Origin of the sequence: Neorhizobium alkalisoli (assembly GCF_002968635.1) — a bacterium.
GTDB lineage: Bacteria > Pseudomonadota > Alphaproteobacteria > Rhizobiales > Rhizobiaceae > Neorhizobium > Neorhizobium alkalisoli.
In genome coordinates, this window is the sequence record NZ_PVBN01000003.1 from 111578 (window position 1) to 132657 (window position 21080).

The 21080-nt window shown below is 59.7% G+C and carries 20 protein-coding genes; 4 read left to right on the forward strand and 16 right to left on the reverse strand.

From position 1 onward, the window contains the following. Window positions 1–28: 28 nt before the first annotated feature. From ccoS to C5L13_RS08030, 15 genes are all read right to left on the reverse strand, one after another. Complete coding sequence (gene ccoS / locus C5L13_RS07960; protein ID WP_105382749.1) at window positions 29–181, reverse strand: cbb3-type cytochrome oxidase assembly protein CcoS; 153 nt, start codon at window positions 179–181, stop codon at window positions 29–31. Next, on the reverse strand, window positions 178–2466 hold the full coding sequence (locus C5L13_RS07965) for a cation-translocating P-type ATPase (RefSeq protein ID WP_105382750.1): 2289 nt from the start codon (window positions 2464–2466) through the stop codon (window positions 178–180). Before C5L13_RS07965 ends, ccoS begins: the two co-directional genes overlap by 4 nt. Continuing rightward, complete coding sequence (locus C5L13_RS07970) at window positions 2463–2957, reverse strand: FixH family protein (protein WP_105382751.1); 495 nt, start codon at window positions 2955–2957, stop codon at window positions 2463–2465. Before C5L13_RS07970 ends, C5L13_RS07965 begins: the two co-directional genes overlap by 4 nt. Beyond that, a complete protein-coding gene (gene ccoG / locus C5L13_RS07975) occupies window positions 2954–4543 on the reverse strand; it encodes a cytochrome c oxidase accessory protein CcoG (protein WP_105382752.1) in 1590 nt (529 codons plus the stop codon). Before ccoG ends, C5L13_RS07970 begins: the two co-directional genes overlap by 4 nt. Before the next feature lie 168 nt (window positions 4544–4711). Further along, window positions 4712–5575: a cytochrome-c oxidase, cbb3-type subunit III gene (gene ccoP, locus C5L13_RS07980; RefSeq protein WP_105382753.1), complete on the reverse strand. Its 864-nt coding sequence runs from the start codon at window positions 5573–5575 to the stop codon at window positions 4712–4714. A gap of 3 nt (window positions 5576–5578) precedes the next feature. Continuing rightward, the gene (locus C5L13_RS07985; protein WP_105382754.1) at window positions 5579–5731 is read right to left on the reverse strand and encodes a cbb3-type cytochrome c oxidase subunit 3; all 153 of its coding nucleotides are present in this window, start codon (window positions 5729–5731) and stop codon (window positions 5579–5581) included. A 10-nt stretch (window positions 5732–5741) separates the two neighbouring features. Beyond that, entirely contained in the window at window positions 5742–6473 is a 732-nt protein-coding gene (ccoO, locus tag C5L13_RS07990) for a cytochrome-c oxidase, cbb3-type subunit II (protein ID WP_105382755.1), read from the reverse strand. Between the two features lie 12 nt (window positions 6474–6485). Continuing rightward, a complete protein-coding gene (gene ccoN, locus C5L13_RS07995; protein ID WP_105382756.1) occupies window positions 6486–8105 on the reverse strand; it encodes a cytochrome-c oxidase, cbb3-type subunit I in 1620 nt (539 codons plus the stop codon). Window positions 8106–8445: 340 nt separating this feature from the next. Further along, the gene (locus tag C5L13_RS08000; protein ID WP_105382757.1) at window positions 8446–8949 is read right to left on the reverse strand and encodes a hypothetical protein; all 504 of its coding nucleotides are present in this window, start codon (window positions 8947–8949) and stop codon (window positions 8446–8448) included. Then, entirely contained in the window at window positions 8946–9566 is a 621-nt protein-coding gene (locus C5L13_RS08005) for a hypothetical protein (protein WP_105382758.1), read from the reverse strand. The genes C5L13_RS08000 and C5L13_RS08005 overlap by 4 nt, the downstream gene beginning before the upstream one ends. Beyond that, window positions 9566–10180, reverse strand: a complete 615-nt coding sequence (locus C5L13_RS08010) for a hypothetical protein (RefSeq protein ID WP_105382759.1) — start codon at window positions 10178–10180, stop codon at window positions 9566–9568. Before C5L13_RS08010 ends, C5L13_RS08005 begins: the two co-directional genes overlap by 1 nt. Continuing rightward, window positions 10177–10938 carry an ABC transporter ATP-binding protein gene (locus tag C5L13_RS08015; RefSeq protein ID WP_105382760.1) on the reverse strand — a complete coding sequence of 254 codons (762 nt, stop codon included), beginning with the start codon at window positions 10936–10938 and terminating at the stop codon, window positions 10177–10179. The genes C5L13_RS08010 and C5L13_RS08015 overlap by 4 nt, the downstream gene beginning before the upstream one ends. Beyond that, on the reverse strand, window positions 10935–11996 hold the full coding sequence (locus C5L13_RS08020) for a FecCD family ABC transporter permease (protein ID WP_105382761.1): 1062 nt from the start codon (window positions 11994–11996) through the stop codon (window positions 10935–10937). Before C5L13_RS08020 ends, C5L13_RS08015 begins: the two co-directional genes overlap by 4 nt. A 2-nt stretch (window positions 11997–11998) precedes the next feature. Then, on the reverse strand, window positions 11999–13051 hold the full coding sequence (locus C5L13_RS08025) for an ABC transporter substrate-binding protein (RefSeq protein WP_342588166.1): 1053 nt from the start codon (window positions 13049–13051) through the stop codon (window positions 11999–12001). Between the two features lie 285 nt (window positions 13052–13336). Further along, a complete protein-coding gene (locus C5L13_RS08030) occupies window positions 13337–14071 on the reverse strand; it encodes a FadR/GntR family transcriptional regulator (protein ID WP_245571175.1) in 735 nt (244 codons plus the stop codon). 183 nt (window positions 14072–14254) lie between these two features. On the opposite strand from C5L13_RS08030, the gene C5L13_RS08035 reads away from it, so the two are divergent. Continuing rightward, window positions 14255–15055 carry an NAD-dependent epimerase/dehydratase family protein gene (locus tag C5L13_RS08035; protein ID WP_105382764.1) on the forward strand — a complete coding sequence of 267 codons (801 nt, stop codon included), beginning with the start codon at window positions 14255–14257 and terminating at the stop codon, window positions 15053–15055. 170 nt (window positions 15056–15225) lie between these two features. On the opposite strand, the gene iolG is transcribed toward C5L13_RS08035, so the two are convergent. Continuing rightward, on the reverse strand, window positions 15226–16215 hold the full coding sequence (gene iolG, locus C5L13_RS08040; protein ID WP_105382765.1) for an inositol 2-dehydrogenase: 990 nt from the start codon (window positions 16213–16215) through the stop codon (window positions 15226–15228). A gap of 179 nt (window positions 16216–16394) precedes the next feature. Here iolG and C5L13_RS08045 point away from each other — a divergent pair, with 179 nt between their 5' ends. From C5L13_RS08045 to iolD, 3 genes are all read left to right on the forward strand, one after another. Then, window positions 16395–17210, forward strand: coding sequence for a MurR/RpiR family transcriptional regulator (locus tag C5L13_RS08045; protein ID WP_105382766.1), 816 nt, complete (start codon window positions 16395–16397; stop codon window positions 17208–17210). 131 nt (window positions 17211–17341) lie between these two features. After that, on the forward strand, window positions 17342–19258 hold the full coding sequence (locus C5L13_RS08050) for a bifunctional 5-dehydro-2-deoxygluconokinase/5-dehydro-2-deoxyphosphogluconate aldolase (RefSeq protein ID WP_105382767.1): 1917 nt from the start codon (window positions 17342–17344) through the stop codon (window positions 19256–19258). Next, a complete protein-coding gene (gene iolD, locus C5L13_RS08055) occupies window positions 19255–21078 on the forward strand; it encodes a 3D-(3,5/4)-trihydroxycyclohexane-1,2-dione acylhydrolase (decyclizing) (RefSeq protein WP_105382768.1) in 1824 nt (607 codons plus the stop codon). The genes C5L13_RS08050 and iolD overlap by 4 nt, the downstream gene beginning before the upstream one ends. Window positions 21079–21080: the final 2 nt, after the last annotated feature.

Consider the following 21080-nt stretch of genomic DNA (forward strand, 5'->3'; position numbering starts at 1 on the left):
TTTGCCGTCCTCAGGCAATGGGCGCGTGTCAGGTCTGATCCCGCGAGTCTTCCTCCAGGATCCGCCAGGCTGCCCCATCAAGATCTTCATATTGCCCGCTTTTCAGCGACCACAGAAACGCAGATAGGCCGAGCGCTCCGAGAAAAAGCGCGATCGGAATGAGGAAGATAAGCATGTTCATGCGAGTCGAGCCTTTCCGGTTTGCCTCTCGTGGCGCCCCTTCATCGTGACATGACGGGTTGAATGCCCTGCACGGTTCAGTCGCAATGCGTTGGCGATGACGATGAGCGAAGATGTCGACATGGCAATCGCCGCGATCAAAGGGGTGGCATAGCCAGCTAGAGCGATCGGGACGGCGATGACGTTATAGCCGATAGCGAGTGCGAAATTCTGCCGGATCAATCTTCCCGCCTGCCGAGAGACGTTGATCGCCAGCGGCACGGCTTCGAGGCTTTCGTGCATGAAGACGAAGTCGGCGGCCTGGCGGCCGATGTCCGCCGCAGTCGCCGGTGCGATCGAGACATGCGCAGCAGCCAAGGCCGGAGCATCATTGATGCCATCACCGACCATCAGGACCTTGTGACCTTGTTCGGCAAGAGAAACACAGAATTCCGCTTTTGCTTTGGGAGCCAGTTCGGCGGCCCATCGGGCAATACCGAGCCGGCTTGCGAGGCTACCAACCGAACCTTGGCGATCTCCAGAGAGGATCCCGCTCGAGATCCCTTGAGCCGCAAGCGCTTCAATCGCCACCCGCGAATCCGGGCGCAGTTCATCCTCAAACAGGAAACAGGCCACTTCTCGTCCATCGCATGACAGGACTACCTCAAGCGTTGAAGAAACCGCCGTCGTTTCCGCGCCGTTATCGCCGTCGGCGAACCGCCGGTTGCCGAGCCGATACACGGCGTCGAGAGCGCGACCTTCCAGACCTTGTCCAGGGATTTCCACGACCTCATCGAAAACCGGTACGGACCCCGACGCTATGTCGGAAAGGGCTTTGGAAAGAGGGTGGCGTGAATGGGTAGCAAGGCCGGCCGCGACCGCCAGATGATCCGATTTCACCGATCCGAGATTCACAAGCCGAGGTTTACCGAGAGTGAGGGTGCCGGTCTTGTCGAAAGCGACCGTATCGATCTCGGCGAGCCGTTCCATTGCGGAACCGTCCTTGACCATGATGCCGTTCTTGAACAATCGGCCGGCGGCCACGACCTGAACCACGGGAACGGCCAGTCCGAGCGCGCATGGGCAGGTGATGATGAGCACCGCGATCGCGATCAGCATCGCCTGCTTCCAGTCTCCTCCGAAAAAGCCCCAGCCGAGAAACGCCAGAAGCGCCAGAAGATGGACTGCCGGCGAATAGATCTGGGCGGCGCGATCTGCGATCCGCCGGTAGCAGGCCCGACCGCCCTCCGCGGCTTCCATCAATGCGATGATCTCGGATAGGAATGAATCCCGCGCGGACGCTGTGGCTACGAGAACAAGCGAACCTGTGAGGCTTAGCATTCCCGCCTGGAGTGCGTCGCCGGTCTTGACCGCGCGGGGAGCGCTTTCGCCGTTGACGATGGAGACGTCCATGTCGCTCGTGCCGCTTTCGACGATTCCATCGACGGGTACTCGTTCCCCCATTGCGATTGCTACGCGCTCGCCAGGTGCAATATCCTCGACCGCGCGATAGTCGCGGCTTCCGTCTTCGCTGATGATCATCGCGCCTCTGGGGGAAAGCCTCGAAAGCCCGCTGATGGCGGAGCGGGCACGATCGCGCATGACGTGGTCGAGGGTTCGCCCGATCAGCAGGAAGAACAACAGCGACACAGTGGCATCGAACCACGCGTGTTGCCCGTGATGGATCGTTTCCCACACCGAGACCGCATAGGACAAGGTGATGGCCAGCGCGATCGGCACATCCATATTGGTGCGTCCCCGGCGAAGCGCCCGCCAGGCCGACTGATAGAAGAAACGGCCGCCGTAGATCAGCGCCGGAGCGGCAATCATCGCCGAGATCCAGTGAAACATGTCGCGGGTCGAGGCGTCGGCGCCCGACCATACCGAGACTGAAAGCAGCATGATATTGGCCGCCGCGAAACCCGAAAGAGCGACTGCGCGGATCAACTCACGTTGCAGTTTTTGGCCGCTGTCTTCGCCATCGGAGAATAGGTGAGTATCATAACCGGTGGCGTCGGTGATGGCCTTGACGAGGGAACCAGGGTCGGTGGTTTCGCTCCCAAGTAGTTCCTTCCAGATGATCGATACGCGTTTAGTCGATAGATTGACGCGGGCGCGCTCCACCGCCGGCAAGGCTCTCAGGCTGGTTTCGATCGCCGTGATGCAGGTACCGCAATGGACCTGAGGCACGCTGAGCTCGGTTTGCCGCAGCCCGGGACCCACGATCCGGCTCGACAGGATCAATTCTTCCGAAGAGGGCAACTGGCGCGTGATCGTACCTTCGGTGCCCGGCGCACAGCAACTCATTGCTGCCCTCCCAGGATCGAAATACGTTGTGCTTCATGCAGGATACGTTTGCCGTTTCTCGCGGCGCTCGCGTCGACGATCCACTGGCCGGGCAGCAATTGGTGGCTCGTGGTGAAGACGCCCTTTGCCACCGGCGTGAGACGAAGTTCGAAATCCTGATGTTCGCCAACGGGTCGCTTGAACTTGAGCGTGAGTTCACTGGCCTCGACTGGACCCTCTGCGGGATGGGAAATCTCGTAGCGGATGGCGCTGCCGTTGATGAGAAGCTTGCCTGTGACGCCGCTCGCCGTCAAAATGCGCGCCTCGGCAGCCTTTCCGTTGAACTGCTGGCTCGCAATATAGGTATTCTGCGCGACCAGGCCGCTCCAGCTGCGCGTTGCATTATAGGCCATATAGAAGTTGACCGAGATGATTGTGCCGAAGAAGAGCACCATGACAGCCAGCATATGCCACCCGGTGAAGACGAAGGTTTTTGCTCGGGAAGCGTTCATTTCTTGGCTCCGGGAGTGTTGAAGACTGCGGCATAGCTGTCTTGTTCGTGGCTGGACCGATCTTCGGCAATGAAGCGGAAGTCGCTGGTTTGCGCAGATATGGCCTCTTTGGGGAGGGTAACGAACACCCTCAATGCCAGCGTCTTGTCGGGCTCGACATTGACGGCGAAAAGGCGCCCGGGAACATCGGTGACCCCGGTGATCTTCATGGTCGCTTCCGGCAGCCCCTCCATCGAGACCATGATGGTGCGCGGTTCCGGGATCATGTTGAGCAGGCGGATCGTGTACCCGTTACGGATCGAGCCATCCGACTCCAGAACGAATTGCGGGTTGCGGTCATGCAGGACGTTGACCTCCAACCGGTCACGGGAAAGTAGGGCAAAGATCAGGCCGAGGCCCACGGCCGACCAGACGCCGAAATAGAGCAAGGTGCGGGGACGGAAGATAACTCTCCAGTTGAAGTGGCGTACCTGGTCGATGAAAGTGCCGTCGACGTTGCGGATACGTGATGGCTCGATGACCGTGGTGCCGCCATTTGTGGCCAGAGCCATGTTGCTTTCATACTCTTCCAGTGTGGCATAGGCGATCAGACCGCGCGGCTTGCCGATCTTGTCCATGACGCCGTCGCATGCGTCGATACAGAGCGCGCAGGTGATACAGGCAAGCTGCTGTCCGTCGCGGATGTCGATCCCCATGGGACAGACCGCGACGCAGGCATTGCAATCGACGCAGTCGCCGATGGCCTGTCCGGCGGCAGCGGCTTTTTTGGCGTGCCGGCTGCGGGGCTCTCCGCGCCAGTCATTGTAGGTGACGACGAGTGAACTTTCGTCCAGCATCGCCCCTTGGATGCGTGGCCATGGGCACATGTAGATGCAGACCTGCTCGCGCATCAGTCCGCCAAGCACATAGGTGGTGGCTGTCAGGACTGCGACGGTCCAATAGGCGATGGCGGCGGCCTGGCCGGTCACGAAGTCGAAGGCGAGCGATGGAGCGTCGGCAAAATAGAATATCCAGGCTCCGCCTGTGGCCACTGCGATTGCAATCCACGTCGTATGTTTCGTTAGTCGTTTCGAGAGCTTATTGAAGCTCCAGGGCGCCGCGTCCAATTTCATGCGGGCATTGCGGTCACCCTCGATGAAACCTTCGACAGCCAGGAAAAGATCAACCCAGACCGTCTGCGGACAGGCATAACCGCACCACGCCCTGCCGACAGCCGAAGTCAGCAGAAAAAGCCCGAAGCCCGCCATTACCAACAGGCCGGCAACGAAGAAGAACTCCTGCGGCCAAATCTCGATGAAGAAGAAATAGAAGCGCCGATTGGCGAGATCGATGAGAACCGCTTGATCAGGAGCAAAGGGACCACGATCCCAGCGAATCCAGGGCGTCAGATAGTAGATGCCGAGGGTTATCAGCATGACGATCCACTTGAAGCGACGAAACCGCCCTTCGGCCTTCTTCGGAAAGATCTTCTTGCGCTTCTCGTATAGTGGCTGGCGGGATGCGCCGGGCGGATGCACGGGCTGCGCATCGATCCGTTCAACCGTCTGATCATTCGAGCCGAGAGCGGGGGAAGTGTAGAGATTCATGGGACTGGTCCTTTGTCCCATCTTGTTTCGCACCGGCGGGCGTCCGCTACATTGACTTACGTCAAGAGTGTTCGGCCGCCTGATGCGACAAACGGCCGCCTGCTTTAGGCCTCAGGCGGCCGCGTATTCGGGGCTCATGGTTCGTCACCAAGGTGGCGGTGGCTTTTCCTATTCGCCGCCGCCCAGTGAGTGAACATAGACGGCGAGCTGTTTGACGGTTGCGTCGCCAAGGCGGGTCGCCCAAGCCGGCATCACGCCATGCCGAGGCGACTGGATCTGCTTGGCGATTTCCGCTTCGTCTCGCACCTTGAGCCAGATGGCGTCACCGAGATTGGGCGCACCCATATCGCGATTGCCTTCGGCCTTTTCGCCGTGGCAGGAGATACAGTTGTCGGCAAAGAGCTGCTTGCCGGCTTCGACAAGCGAGGGGTCGCGTGGTGTGCCAGTCAGGCTCACCACATAAGAGGAGACCTCACGAACTTCCTCGGGCTTCAGCATGTCGGCAAATGCGGGCATTTCAGAAACACGGGTATCCGGGTCGACGCTGTCCCGGATACCATGAGCGATCGACTGATAGATGGCATTGACGTCGCCGCCCCAGAGCCATTCGTCGTCGTTGAGGTTCGGATAGCCTTGCCCGCCGGCAGCACCGGTGCCGTGGCAGGGCGTGCAGTTGACGCGGAATGCGGCGGCTCCGCCCGCGGTGGCGAACTGGCTGAGTTGCTGGTCGGCGAGGATCTCGTCAAGCGACGTGTTCGCGATCTTTTCGACGATGCCGCCTGTGGCGGTCCTTGCGCCTTCGACATCGGCGGCCAGATCGGCGCGGCTGGAATATCCCAGGGCACCTCTCGTCGCATCGCTGACGAGCGGCCACGCCGGATAGAGGATGGTGTAGCCAAGTGCCCAGAGGATGGTCGCGTAGAAGGTCCACACCCACCAGCGAGGCATTGGGTTGTTCAGCTCGCGGATGCCGTCCCATTCATGGCCGGTGGTTTCGACGCCGCTGATCTCATCGATATGCTTGTCCGCCATCTCTTAGTCCTCCTTCAGAGGGATTTGCGCGGCTTCTTTGGCTTGGGCCTCGGCGCCCGGGCGCAGGGTGAATAGAACGACGCCGAGGAAGAACAGGGCCATTCCCATAAGTCCCCAGCTGTCTGCGAATTGACGGAGCGCGGTATAGGCTTCCATTTCCTTCTCCTCAGCGATAGCCGGCGGCGTCGTCATAGGTCGAGAAATCGACCAGCGTGCCGAGCATCTGCAGATAGGCGATGAGCGCGTCCATTTCGGTAAGGTTCTGCGTATCGCCATCGAAATCGCCGATCTTGGCCTTCGGGTAGCGTTCGAGAAGACCTGACGTATCGGCGTTCGGATCGGCCTGGGCCGCAAGGTCCGCCTTTGCGCTGGCGACCATTTCGTCGGAATATGGCACTCCGACTGCGCGGTTGGCCTTGAGCTCCATGCTGACATCGGTAACCTTGAGCGGCGTCTCCTTCAGGAAGGCGTAGCTCGGCATGACCGATTCCGGCACCACGTCGCGCGGTTCGATCAGGTGCTGAACATGCCATTCGTTCGAATAACGGTCGCCCACCCGGGCGAGGTCGGGGCCTGTTCTTTTCGAGCCCCATTGGAAGGAGTGGTCATACATGGATTCCGCCGCCAGGCTGTAATGGCCATAGCGCTCTACCTCGTCCCGGAAAGGCCGGATCATCTGGCTGTGGCAGACGTAGCAGCCTTCGCGGATGTAGATGCTGCGGCCGACGAGCTCGAGCGGCGAATAAGGCCGCATGCCCTCCACTTTCTCGATCGTGTTCTCAAGATAGAAGAGCGGCGCGATTTCGACGATCCCGCCGATGGAGACCACGACCAGCGAACCGACCAGCAGCAGCGTGGCGTTGCGTTCAACGAAGTGATGTTTGTCTAGAAGACCCATGGGTCAGTTCCTTTATTCAGCCGGCTGCAGGGCGGGTGCGGCGCCTGGCACCGTTTCCCGTCGCTCGTAGCCGAGGATTGTCATGGTGACGTTGAATGCCATGAGGAGTGCCCCGGTGAGGAACATGGCGCCGCCGACTGCACGAAGAACGTAGTAGGGGAGCATGGCGGCTACCGATTCCGCGAAGGAATAGACGAGGAAGCCCTGATCGTCGTATTCGCGCCACATCAGGCCCTGTTGCACCCCTGCAACCCACATGACGGCGGCGTAGACGACGATGCCGAGCGTGGCGAGCCAGAAATGCCAGTTGACCAGCTGCAGGCTGTAGAGCCGCCGGCGGTTCCACAGCTTCGGCGTGAGGTAGTAGATGGCGCCGAAGGTGATCATACCGTTCCAGCCGAGAGCGCCGGAATGCACGTGGCCGATCGTCCAGTCGGTATAGTGGCTGAGCGAATTGACGGCCTTGACCGACATCATCGGGCCTTCGAATGTCGCCATTCCGTAAAATGCGATGGCCATGACCATCATGCGGACGATGGGGTCGGTGCGGATCTTGTCCCAGGCGCCTGACAGCGTCATTAGGCCGTTGATCATGCCACCCCAGGACGGCATCCAGAGCATGATGGAAAAGACCATTCCAAGCGTCTGGGCCCAATCGGGAAGCGCCGTATAATGCAGGTGATGCGGGCCGGCCCAGATATACATGAAGATCAGGGCCCAGAAGTGGATGATCGACAGGCGATAGGAATAAACCGGGCGATTAACCTGCTTGGGTACGAAATAATACATCATGCCGAGGAAGCCGGCAGTCAGGAAGAAGCCGACGGCATTGTGGCCGTACCACCATTGGGTCAAGGCGTCCTGAACGCCCGCGAAGGCGGAATAGCTTTTGACGCCGAGGAAGGAGACCGGCACGGCGAGGTTGTTGACCACATGCAGCATCGCGATCGTTACGATGAAGCCGAGATAGAACCAGTTTGCCACATAGATATGCGGCTCCTTGCGCTTCAGGATCGTGCCGAGGAAGACCAGAAGATAGGCGACCCAGACGACGGTGAGCCAAACGTCCACATACCATTCCGGTTCGGCATATTCACGGCTTTGGGTAATGCCGAGCAGATAGCCGGTTGCCGCCATCACGATGAAGAGCTGGTAGCCCCAGAAGACGAACCAGGCGAGGTTGCCGCCGAAAAGCCGCGCCCGACAGGTGCGCTGCACGACATAAAAGGAGGTGGCGATCAGCGCGTTGCCGCCGAAGGCGAAGATGACAGCTGAGGTGTGGAGCGGACGGACGCGGCCGAAGTTGAACCAAGGCTCGATATTTAAGTCCGGAAAAGCGAGCTGCAACGCGACGACGACGCCGACGAGGAAGCCAACCACGCCCCAGAAGACGGTCGCGATCACGCCGTATTTGATGACCTCGTCCGAATACTCGGACTCAGCCCGGCTTTTCGAGGCTTGCCCTGCTGACGCAAAGGAGATCTTGCGGAGCATGACGACTGTGCTGACGAGCAGCACGAAAAACAGGACCCACATATGGGCAGCGAACAGGCTATCGTAGGCGTAGGCAGCTCCAAGCAGAGCTAGGAAAGTGCCGACCGCCAACAAGATTGTTTCGGAGACGTAATTCATGGTCTTGAGCCTCGCAACGCGAATGCGCGGTGCTGGTTGAGAGATTGCTGACCATCATCTGCTGACACACGGCTTGAAGAGACGCTTTGATTTGCGTCAACACGGAGCGGAGGCCAGTCTCAAGCGACATGCTCTCAATGTCGCAGTGCGATTGCGACGCACATTGCGCGGAGGTTCTGTGTTATTTGCCCCAACCAGGATCTTGTCGATCGTGGTTGGGAAATGCGGAATACGCTTTCCTACGGGACTGGTCTTACCTGAGGTTGGGGACTCGCGCCGCGAAATTGACGCTCACGACGCGTGAGCGCTACACCCCCTTGTTTGTGCTTGAACGGAAGTGTCAGGCCACTTCGTAGACCTCGGCTGCCGGCAATGCGAGCAGCCGATCTGCCATTTCCTGTTTCAGCCAGACGAGGCGTTCTTCCTCTGCGGGCGTGCGGTCCGGTTTGCGGCTGACGCTGATGAATTCTTCGCGGACGTGCCCCTCTTTCAGCTGGACCGTCACCGTCTTGCCCCGATAGGTGAGTTCGAAGACGTAGCGGGCAAGGATTTCCCCGCGTTCCGGCTTTTCCATACCGTGATCGACAGTATAACGGCCTTCGGTCAGCCCGCGTGTCACCATTTCGAACGCATCGCGGCCGCCGGGACCGCGAAAGGCAGTGCGGATGCTGATTTCTCGCCGTTCGGGCGGGTTATCGGCGCTGAGCAGCGGGAGCGCCAGCTGCATCACCTTGAACGCATGCGCCACACCACCCGGATATCCGAAGCCATGGTAATGCATGAGTTCGGCATAGGTGTAGGAAAGCAGCTTGCCGTCTTCGAGAACGTCGATTGCGTTGGTCATCGTACTTGTGCTCCGTCCAGCTCTTCGCGCATCCAGGGTAGGAAACCGTCCAGGAAGCGTGTTGTCGCCGGCATGAAATGAGACCCATGGTGAAAGCACGGATCGAGACTGGTGATGATCATGCGGCCCGAGGTAGTAACCTCGTCCACATAAAGAATGGGTTTCCCTTCGCCATTGACCGCCAGCACCTCGGCTCCAGCAGGTGGATCGAACCAGCCGTGCAGGTGCCAGGTGAGATCGTTTTGTCCCAGGCGACGGAAGAGCGGGTGATCGGGTGAGGCGATACGAACGCCGAAATCGGCGTCTGGCGTCAACCACCACCACCAATTCGTTAGTTGTGGCGTGAAGGTAATGCCCGGGAGGAAGATCTCCCAGGAAGTTTCGCCGGTTGCAACGATCGTACCGCCCTGGTCGAGATAGGCGCGGAGCTGTTGAGCGTGCGGCGCCAGCCGGTCGGCCGGCGTTCGGCATGGAATGAAGACGACCGCATGTTCGGAAAGCTCCACCGAAGCGAGATCCTCCGGTCGCACAAGTACATCGAAGTGATGGGCGTAACGCGGCGATTCGAGCGTTTCGATATGGTAATAGGCGCCGGGGTGGATGGCGAGAATGCTCATCAGTTCAGTTCTCCCGAAAGCCAGGCAGCGGCTCGACGGGCGAGCAATTTTTTCACCTCGGGGTCGTCGCCGCAGCCCCAAAATTCATTGCCGGCATGACAGAGAAGCTCACCGCCCTCAGGCCTTGCCCAGATCCAGTCGACCGGGATTTGAGTTGGCCCGAGCGCATTGATGACAATCGCGCCCGCCGGCGGCGGATTGTGGCCGCGACCGTAAAAGCCCGCGACGCCTCTGTTCGTCTCCAGCTTTTTTTGGTCGATGCCGGCAAAAATTGGATGTTCGAAAAGCCGCGTCTGATCAAAATCCGCCCGCTTGGGATTGGGGATCGGCTGGTAGACGCCAAGTTCCGGCAGGATCGGGCGTAGGATATGGCCGTGATAGATCCATCGACCACCGCGATCGAGGAAGGCGGTTATGGCGGATGCAAAGCGCTGCAGCCCGATCTGGTCGAGGTGGGTGGTGGTGATCAATCCACGCGCGGCGGCAAAATGCTCGTCGGTGAGCTCCTTCTCGCGCACCACTTTCATGAGGCCGGAGGCGATGATATCCGCGAAGAGCGGGGCGGTGTCAGCAAACGGCTCCTGGTAATGCGATTGTATCATCAGGATGCTCATGCGGCGCGGATTCCTGCGAACGCGGGCAGCACCGCATGATGGGTACAGCCGTCAGGACCTGCAAGTTCCACGACCCGCATCGGGACGCCATAGAGGCGGTCCAGGTTCTGCGGTGTGATCATCTCGCTGACGGGACCATGCAGCGGCTGACCATCGGGCATCATCAACAGCGCTTCGTCCGCTGCGGTCAATGCGTGGTTCGGATCGTGGGTGGTGAAAACGATCGCCTTGTTGCGCGGTTCGCGCAGAATGTTGAGCAGTCGCAAGAGCCGCTCCTGATTGTGAAGGTCGAGAGCTGCGGCCGGTTCATCCAGAACGAGTACCTGCGAACCGGTGGCAATGGCCCTTGCGAGAAGCACGAGCTGCCGCTCGCCGCCCGAGAGCCGGTCGAAAAAATGATTGGCGAAGCGCGCTGCCCCTGTGCGCTCCAGGGCGGAACGGGCGATTTCGAAATCACTTGCGCGCGGTTGGCCGAACAGGCCGAGATGAGCGGCGCGACCCATGACCGCGATGTCCAATGCGCGATGTCGCTGCTGATTGCTCGCCCCGGTTTGCGGCACGTAACCGACGATTTCGGGGGCTACGCGTCGCCCGGCGTCCAACCGTTGAAAACCGAGCATGGCTTTGAGCGTGGTTGTCTTGCCGCGGCCGTTGGGTCCCAGGATCGCCAGCGTGCGACCGACACGGACGGAGAAACTCAGGTCGTCGATGATGGTGCGCGATCCGAAGCGCACGGTGGCGTCGTCAAGACCGATCATGCAGCACTTCTTTCGCGATAGTGATTGCGCAAAAGCACGGCGAAGATCGGTGCTCCGACCAGCGCGGTGATGACGCCGAGGGGGATTTCGGCGGCTGTCGCGGTACGGGCCAATGTGTCGATGATCACCATGAAGCCCGCGCCGAGCACGACGGATGCAGGCAGCAGCGCACGGTGATCGTGCCCCACAAGCAGGCGGGCGGCGTGCGGGATGACGATGCCGACCCAGCCGATGATGCCAGACACGGCAACCTGACTGCCGACAATGATGGCGATCATTCCAAAAACGAGCCACCGCTCACGAGTGGTGTTGGCGCCGAGGCTTCGCGCTTCCGCCTCATCGAGTGAGAGGATGTTCAAGCGGAAGCGCAGCATCCAGAGTATCAGGCTGCCGAAAATGAGGCCGGGCGCAGCTATCAATGTGCGTTGCCAGGTGGAGGTGGCAAACGAGCCCATAAGCCAATAGACGATTGCCGGCAGCGAGGTATTGGGGTCGGCGATGAACTGCAGAAGCGAGACTACCGCGGAAAACATCGAACTTATCACCAGTCCGGAGAGAATGACGGTGACTGTCTCCGTGCGGCCGTTGATGCGTGACAGCAGGCCGACAAGAATGAGTGCCGTCAGGCCAAAGACGAACACCATGGCGATCAGCGGCAGCCCCCAAATCCCCAGCATGATCCCGAGAGCACCGCCGAAGGCTGCACCTTGAGATATGCCAAGGATATCGGGCGAAACGAGCGGGTTGCGGAAAACGCCCTGGAGTGCCGCGCCGGAAACAGCCAGTCCGGCGCCGGCGAGTGCTGCCAGGACGACACGCGGGGCACGCACGAGCAGCACGATGCGCTCATCGATATTCGTGAGTTCGCGAGCTGGGTCGGTTATTCCAATCCAGACAAGCTCCAGCGCGCGCCCTGCAGGAACCGAGAAGCGGCCGACACAGAGGCTAACGATGAACGCGGTTATGAATAGTAGCAGCAGCAGGCCGAACACCAGCGTCTGGCGGGCCAGCGCGATTCGAACACTTCTTGCATCCTGCTCCTGCACAACGACCGCCATGGCTATTTCGCCCTGAACTGGTCGTAGTACGTTGCGTCGCCCTGTTCCTTGACCCAAAGGATGCCGTCGATATCCGCCTCCGTGAGTTCGTAATTGTAGAGCGTCTTATATGCAGCCTTCATTTCGGCGCGTACGTCGTAGTTGAAGACGCCGGGCTGGATGAGGTTAGCCGTCCACATCCAGGAAAGCGGGGATTCCTGGTTCGGCGGATCCCACCGATAGCCGCCCAACGGCATCTTGTAGACGCGCTTGTTCTTGGCAGCTTTGGTGAGGGAGAGAACCGGATCGCTATAGACCCAGTCCACATTCAGCTTGGCTTCGAAGGCGTTGAGGAAGATCACCTCTGGATCCCATTGGGCGATTTGTTCCTTGTTGACGGAAACGGTGCCGTTCAGTTCGGCCGAGGCATTTTTGCCGCCGACAAGCTCTATGTACCAGGCATTGTAGCTACCCTTCGTACCTGACGCGCTGATATCGGAAAGCGCCCGGCCGAGATAGAGAACGCTCGGGCGCTTGTCTTCGGGGATCGAGGCGGCCTTTGCCTCGATATCCTTTTGAACGCGGTCGCGCCATTCCACCAGTTGCGTGATACGTTCCGGCTTGCCCAGTGCCTTCGAGGCCATGGCCATATAGTCGCGGGTCAGTTCTTCGGTCCCGTAGAGGATAAGCATGGCCGTCAGGCCGGCGTTGGTGATGGGAGCGACGATATCGTTGCCTCGTCCGCCCCATTGGATGACGAGGTCCGGACTGGTTGCCGTCAATGCCTCGACATTCGGCACGAAATTCGGCGCGGTCACGTCAGAAGGAATGTCCTTTGCCTCGGGAAAAATCTTGCCGAGAATGCCCTCCACCACGGCGCTCTTGGCTGTCGGGTTCATGCCCACGAGTTTTTTGGTCGAACCATCGAGCGCAATGACCGTCGATGCCATCGGAATGACGATCGAGACAATTCGTTCGGCTGCTTTCGCAAGGCGAACCTCGCGGTTCTCCTGGTCTTTGAAGACGATTTCTTCAGCGCCGGCACCCTGTGCGGCGAAACTTGAAAGAACGCCCATCAGAAATAAGCGCGAACCCAGACGATGAAACAAACCCATGACGTGCCCCGATAATCTTGACTATTGGAGGCATTCCTAGTTGGCGGACTTTAACTTGTCTATATCCGTCAAGTTTTATTTTAAATCACTGTTTCGCGTTGCATTCGCCGAAGACAGAATGGAGACAGATCCTCCTCACGTGGGTCGATGCGGCGACCGACGCGGGTATTTCCTTCTCATTGATCTCCCGAGCCGTCCAAATATCATATTATGATTATGGCATCTTATAATATCTCTCAGCAGGCCTTACCCCCGGCGCATCATGGCGCGATATCGCAGCTGGCTTCCGCGTAGATGGGTGCGCATGGTTTCCCGCGCCGCCGAATCGTTCCCGTCGGCGATGGCTTGGGCGATGTGGGCATGTTCGCTCTGGATCTGAGATAGATATTCCGGAGACATTTCGGCATCGTTCTCCTGGAGAAGCGAGCGCGGGATCATCTGCTGGCCGATCGATTCCAGGAGGTCGCGAAAGCGGGGGTTGTTGGTCGAAACGGCAATGGCCATGTGGAAGGCGCGGTCGCTCTCGACGGTCGGGGAGCCGGCTGCTATCTGCCGCTTCATAATATCCAGACATTCGAAAATGTGCTCTTGCTGTGCCGGGGAAGATCGGCTTGCAGCCAGACCCGCCGCTTCTATTTCGATTGCCGCGCGCACTTCAAGCATCTCGATGATGGACGAGACGCGGTGGATGTCGAGGCCGCGAAATGCCTTTTGCGGGCCGGCGTCGGGGGCAAGAACGAAGACGCCGACACCGTGGCGAACCTCAACGAGCCCATCGGCGCGAAGCGATGCAATGGCTTCCCGGATGACGGTTCTGCTGACCTGGTATTGGCCTGTTAGACCGCTTTCACTAGCGAGCTTATCTCCCGGTTTCAGCTCTCCTGTAGCGATCGCATTGCGCAGCCGCTGTCCAATGGCTTCGACCAGATTGCGCCCCTTGCGATCGGGAGGCTGCAAAGTGGTGTTATCTGTTCGCTTCAAGTTAGGTGGCTCCCGAGCATGCATGTCTTCTCCCACGATAGTCGGGTGAACCCGGCACCTTTTGTCAAGCGCCGCGAAGAAATCCGTTGACGACCATCGATGCCCTTATAGTATAACATAAGGCATGAGATATGATAACATGAGGGATCGCGGCATCGCCGCTGATCCCAGCGGGAGGGGCGGATGCTCAAGAAACTTCTTTTAACTGGCGCAGCCGGCGGCGTTGGTCGGGCAATACGCCCGATGCTGGGAGAACTTGCCGAGCGCGTGATAATTTCCGACATCAGCGAGATAAGCGATGTCGGCGCCAGAGAGACCTTCGTGCGTTGCGACCTTGCCGACGCGGGGCAGGTGGCGGACATGCTGGATGATGTCGATGGGGTTATCCATCTGGGCGGCGTGTCGGTCGAACGGAAGTTCGATCTGATCCTCCAAGGAAACATCGTCGGCCTTTATAACCTCTACGAGGCCGCCCGTCACAATGGCAAGCCGCGCATCGTATTTGCAAGTTCGAACCACGTCATCGGTTATTACCGCCGTGATGAACGGCTGGACAACACCGTCGTCCCCAGGCCGGATTCCCTTTACGGGGCATCAAAGGTATTTGGAGAGGCGATCGCAAGCCTCTACTTCGACAAGTTCGGCCAGGAGACGCTGTCGGTGCGTATCGGCTCTTGCTTCGAAAAGCCGATGAACACCCGAATGCTCGCGACCTGGCTCAGCTACAGGGATTTCCTGTCACTTTGCGGACGCGCTTTCGACACTCCCCGGCTCGGTCACACGGTAGTTTATGGTGCGTCGGCCAATGACGAGCAATGGTGGGACAATGGCAATGCCGCTTTCCTCGGCTGGAAGCCACAGGACAGCTCGGCAAAGTGGCGAGTGGAAGTGGAAGCGGCGGCGGGCAAGGAAGATCCGGCAAATTCCGCGGTGATCTATCAAGGCGGACCGTTTACGTCCGCGGGTCATCCGGACGATGAATGAGGGCTTCCGGCGGGTTGCCGTTTGACGTGACTCGCAAGCGAAGCGTTTTCTTCCGCGCGCCGCAGATGAACTGCGCGAATGCCAGTGCGGGTGGTTTCAGACCACCCGCTGTCATGAAGACAGAGCCGCTTGCGCCATCGGCAGACGCCGCCTGACCGCCAACCTCGCGGCTAGATTTTCACGGCCGACCCTTGTTTGGCGGCGCGAAGCGCTGCGTCTGCGAGCTGCAGCGCAATCAGCCCATCTTCGGCCGATGGAGAAGGGGCAGTTCCGCTTTCGAGGCTGTCGATGAAGGCGGAGATTTCCGCTGCATAGGCGGCGGTGTAGCGGGTCATGAAGAAGTCGTGCAGCGGAGGGCGCGTGTAGCCGTCCTTGTTGGCGACTTCTATCGATACCGGCCGCTGATTTTCCGCCGAGACCGAGCCCAGCGAACCGTGGACTTCAATACGCTGGTCGTAACCGTAGCTGGCGCGCCGGGAATTGGAAATAACGCATTGGCGCCCGCTCGCCGTCGTCAGGATGAGGCTTGCGCTGTCATAGTCGCCAAGTTCGCCGATCTTCGGATCGACGAGAACCGCACCGGCAGCCATGACGGAAACGATCTCCTCGCCGAGCAGGAAACGCGCCATATCGAAATCGTGGATGGTCATGTCGCGGAAGATGCCGCCTGAAACCTTGATGTATTCCGACGGCGGCGGGCCTGGGTCACGGCTGGTGATCGTCACCATTTCGACCTTGCCGATACGGCCCTCATCGATCGCCTGACGCACCGCCAGAAAATGTGGGTCGAACCGTCGGTTGAAGCCGAGCATCACCCTCGCGCCGCTGTTGCGAACGGTCTCGAGGCAGGATCTGGCGCGATCGACGTCGAGGTCGATCGGCTTTTCGCAGAAAATCGCTTTGCCGGCCTTTGCGAAGCGCTCGATGAGATCTGCATGGGTATTGGTCGGCGTGCAGATGATGACGGCATCGATGTCCCGGTCGGCCTCGATTTCCTCAATGCTGCTGACCCTGCAACCGGCACTGTCGGCGATTGCCTGGGCGGCTTCAGCCACCGCATCGACCACTGCGACGAGTTTGGCGCGCTTGTCCTCGGCGATTGCCCGAGCATGTACCTTTCCGATGCGTCCTGCACCCAGAAGCGCTAGCTTGGTGACCATGGTCGTCCTCCCACAAAATCGGTCGAGCATGTTGCTCGTCTACGATTTCAGTTCCACTGATGCTGGAGGAAAAAGTGGATCTGGTATCGCGACGACACATTCTCGATTTGGAATATATTTTCTATTCTGCTAGATGGTGATCTTCCCTATGTCAAGCGCGTGATTGGAGAGGCAGGAGTATGAGTGAAGGGGGCGGGCCAACCACCATCAAGGCCTTCGAGGAGCGGCTGCTGGAAGTAGCGGAGCGCCTCCCGAAGCGCCTGCGGCAATGCGCCGAGTATGTGGCGGCGAACAAGGACCGGATCGCTGTTTCGACGGTCGCCGAGATGGCGGAGGGAGCCGGAGTACAGCCGTCCGCATTCATGCGATTCTGTCAGATCATGGGATTTTCCGGTTTTTCGGAAATGCAGAAGCTGTTTCGTGAATCCTTCGTCGGCGGCTGGCCGGATTACACGACCCGACTTCAACACCTGCGGGAAAAGGCGGAGGGTAGCCCTTCGGCCTTGCTGGCGGAATTCGTCGAGGCGGGGCGCACGTCGCTTGAGAATCTCTTCAAGACGATCGAGCCCCAGAGTCTCGAGCAGGCGGTACAGGTGCTGGCGGACGCACAGATGATTCACATCATCGGACTGCGGCGCTCCTTTCCGGTGGCCAGCTACATGGCCTATGCCTTCGAGAAGATGGACGTACCGGCCATGCTCCATAGCACCGTCGGGCGGCTCGACAACCGCAATGCCATTCGTTCCGGCGATGTGCTGCTTGCCATCACTTTTTCCCCCTATTCGGCGGAAACGATCGAACTCGTGGAAGCAGCGCAGGCGCGGGGCATCCAGGTCGTCGCTTTGACGGATACGATCGTCAGTCCGCTTCGGAAGTATGAAGCCATCACCCTGTCGGTTTCGGAGGTGGATTTTGGCGCCTTCCGTTCGCTTTCGGCGACGCTCTGTCTTGCCATCGCGTTGTCCGTGGCGGTAGGCACGCGGCGCTCTCTCTGAATATTCATGTTGAAATATAAAAAAATAGAATTTATAGTCTACGCATAAGATGGAAGAATGGCGCAAAGGCAGGTGCGCCATTCGAGATGGCTCGCGGAGCCTAAGAGCTTCGCCGCGGCAGGGAGGAAAATTTGACGTCACTCGATCTCATCACGATCGGCAGGTCGTCCGTCGACCTCTACGGCGCTCAAGTCGGGGGCCGTCTGGAGGATATGGGCTCTTTCAGTAAGTATATCGGCGGCTCGCCCACCAACATAGCCGCGGGCGCGGCGCGACTTGGCCTGAAAAGCGCGTTGATTACCCGCGTCGGCGCCGAACATATGGGCCGGTTTATCAGAGAGCAACTGTTGCGCGAAGGCGTCGATGTGCGCGGTGTGAAGACCGATCCGGAGCGCCTGACCGCGCTGGTCCTGCTCGGCATTCGCGATCAAAATCAGTTCCCGTTGATCTTCTATCGCGAGAACTGCGCCGATATGGCCCTTTGCGAGGATGATATCGACCCGGCACTGATCGTTGACGCCCGCTGCGTCTGCGCGACTGGCACGCATCTGTCGCATCCGCGTACCGAAGCTGCTGTGCTGAAGGCGCTGACCCTTGCACGGAAAAACGGTGCTCAAACAGCACTGGATATTGATTATCGTCCCAATCTCTGGGGCCTGGCGGGTCATGAGGCGGGAGAAAGCCGTTTCATCGAGTCGGAGAAAGTGACCGCAAAGCTGCAGTCCACATTGCACTTGTTCGATCTCATCGTCGGTACCGAAGAGGAATTCCATATCGCGGGCGGCTCCACCGATACGCTAGAAGCGCTGAGGGCGGTGCGCAAGGTTTCCGACGCGGCATTGGTGTGCAAGCGTGGGCCGATGGGCGCGGTGGTGTTCGAGGCCGATATCCCCGACAGCCTGGAAAAGGGTCAGACCGGGGAAGGATTTCCCATCGAGGTCTTCAACGTGCTCGGCGCCGGCGACGGATTTATGGCTGGCCTGCTGAAGGGCTGGCTCACGGGCGAGGATTGGCCGACGGCGCTGAAATATGCAAACGCCTGCGGCGCCTTTGCCGTGTCGCGGCATGGCTGCACGCCGGCCTATCCCAGCTGGGAAGAGCTGCAATATTTCTTCAGGACCGGAATTCGTGACAAGGCGCTGCGCAAGGATGCGGCGCTGGAACAGGTGCATTGGTCCACCAATCGCAAGGGTGACTGGTCGACCATGCGAGTTTTCGCCTTCGATCATCGCATGCAGCTCGAGGCAATGGCCGAGGAAGCGGGCGTGCCGGCCGATAGGATTGGTGCTTTCAAGCTGCTTTGCCTGGACGCCGCAAGGCGGGTGGCTGGCGATGATCCGGGCTACGGCCTTCTTTGCGACGGTCGTCTTGGCCGCGATGCGCTCTATGCTGCCGCTGGAACAGGCCTGTGGATCGGTCGCCCCGCGGAGTGGCCTGGTTCACGCCCGCTGACGCTTGAGCCGGAACTCGGCCTTGATTGCGGCGGGCTTGGGGAATGGCCCCTCGAACACGTGGTCAAGGTTCTCTGTTTCTACCATCCGGACGACACAGCCGAGCTGCGGGCCGAACAGGAAGCGACGGTGAAGCGCCTGTTCGAGGCAGCACGGCGCAACCGGTTGGAAATGCTCTTGGAGGTCATTCCTTCCAAGGTCGGTTCGGCCAATGACGAGACTGTCGGGAAGATCATCGATCGCTTTTATGAGATCGGTGTCTATCCTGACTGGTGGAAACTCGAGCCGATGAAGAGCGAAACGTCCTGGGCCAACGCTTGCGCGGCGGTGCAGCGAAACGATCCTTATACGCGCGGGATCGTCGTCTTGGGTCTCGACGCTCCGCAGGCGGAGCTGCAAGAGAGTTTCCGTCTTGCTGCGCGCTTCGACCTGGTTAAGGGTTTTGCCGTCGGCAGGACGATTTTCGGGGAGGCGGCGCGAAATTGGCTCGCGGGCCGTATTTCGGACGAGCAAGCCGTGGAGGATATGGCAGGGCGCTATCGCAGCCTCTGCCGGATCTGGGATGAGGCACGCGCAAAAACGGGAGAGGCGGCGTGAACACAGTGCGTTTGACGGCGGCCCAGGCGTTGGTGCGCTATCTGGCTAACCAGCTGAACGAGGATGGCGAGACCTATATCGCAGGAGTATGGGCGATCTTTGGCCATGGCAATGTTGCCGGCCTCGGTGAAGCGCTCCACGGCATTCGTGAGGAGCTGCCGACCTATCGCGGCCAGAATGAGCAATCCATGGCTCATGCGGCAATTGCCTTTGCAAAGCAGTTGCGCCGCCGCCGTGCCATGGCGGTGACCTCCTCCATCGGCCCTGGCGCGACGAACATGGTGACGGCGGCTGCGCTCGCGCATGTCAATCGCCTGCCGGTGCTGCTGATCCCGGGCGATATCTTTGCCAATCGCGGACCGGATCCGGTCTTGCAGCAGATTGAGGATTTCGGTGACGGCACGGTATCTGTCAACGATTGCTTCAAACCCGTCAGCCGCTATTTCGATCGCATCATGCGACCGGAGCAACTTCTGACTGCGCTGCCCCGTGCCATGCGCACAATGACGGATCCCGCCGATTGCGGCCCCGTGACGCTCGCCTTCTGCCAGGACGTGCAGGCCGAGGCCTTCGACTATCCGGAAGCTTTCTTTGAAAAGAAGGTGTGGCGCATTCGCCGTCCGGAACCGGACCGGGATGAATTCGAAGCGGCAGTTGCAGCCCTGAAGGCGGCCAAGAACCCGGTGGTGGTGGCCGGCGGCGGCGTGCATTTCGCCGGCGCGACGGAAACGCTCAAGGCTTTCGTGGAAAGGCACCAGATCCCTGTGGTGGAAACGCAGGCCGGCAAGTCGGCACTTGCCTGGGATCATGAACTGAATTTCGGACCGGTTGGCGTAACCGGGGCGGAAAGCGCCAACGTGGTTTCGGAAAATGCCGATCTGGTCATCGGCGTCGGCACACGGTTCCAGGATTTTACCACCGGGTCCTGGGCGCTGTTCAAAAATCCGAACCGCAAGATTCTGGCGTTGAACGTGCAGGCCTATGACAGTTCCAAGCACGATGCGATCCCGCTTGTGGCGGATGCAAAGATCGGCCTTGAGAAGCTTTCAGCCGCTCTCGGTGATCATCGCTATGCGGCGCCGGAGGCTTCATTGAAGGCGGGCTGGTTCGCCAAGGCCGACGCAGCAACCGCAGCTCCGAAGGACGCCAACACGCTGCCGACAGACATGCAGGTGATCGGCGCCGTGCAGCGGGCTTCGCGCGACAACACGGTTGTGATGTGTGCGGCCGGCACCATGCCAGGGGAACTGCACCAGCTGTGGAAGGCCAAGCTGCCGCTCTCCTACCACATGGAGTATGGCTTTTCCTGCATGGGTTACGAGGTCGCCGGAGGACTCGGCATCAAGATGGCGGAGCCGGATCGCGATGTAATCGTCATGGTTGGTGACGGTTCCTATATGATGATGAACTCGGAACTGGCGACAGCGGTCGCCATGGGCGTGAAGATCACCCTGGTGATCACCGATAACCGCGGTTACGGCTGCATCAATCGGCTGCAGATGAGCGCCGGCGGTGCCGAGTTCAATAATCTCTACGCTCATACCAATCAGGCAAACCCCATTGCGATCGATTTTGCTGCACATGCGGCGGCAATGGGTGCCGATGCTCGCAAGGTTTCATCGGTCGCCGATCTGGAGGCGGCCCTTGACGCCGCCCGTGACGCCACCGTTCCAACGGTGATCGTCATCGATACCGATCCTTATCCGGCCCTCGATGCCGGCGGCTATTGGTGGGATGTGGTCGTCCCGGAGGTCTCGCCACGCGAAGAAGTCAAAAAGGCTCGTGTAGCCTATGAAGCCGCGCTCAAGGAAAGAAGCTAGCC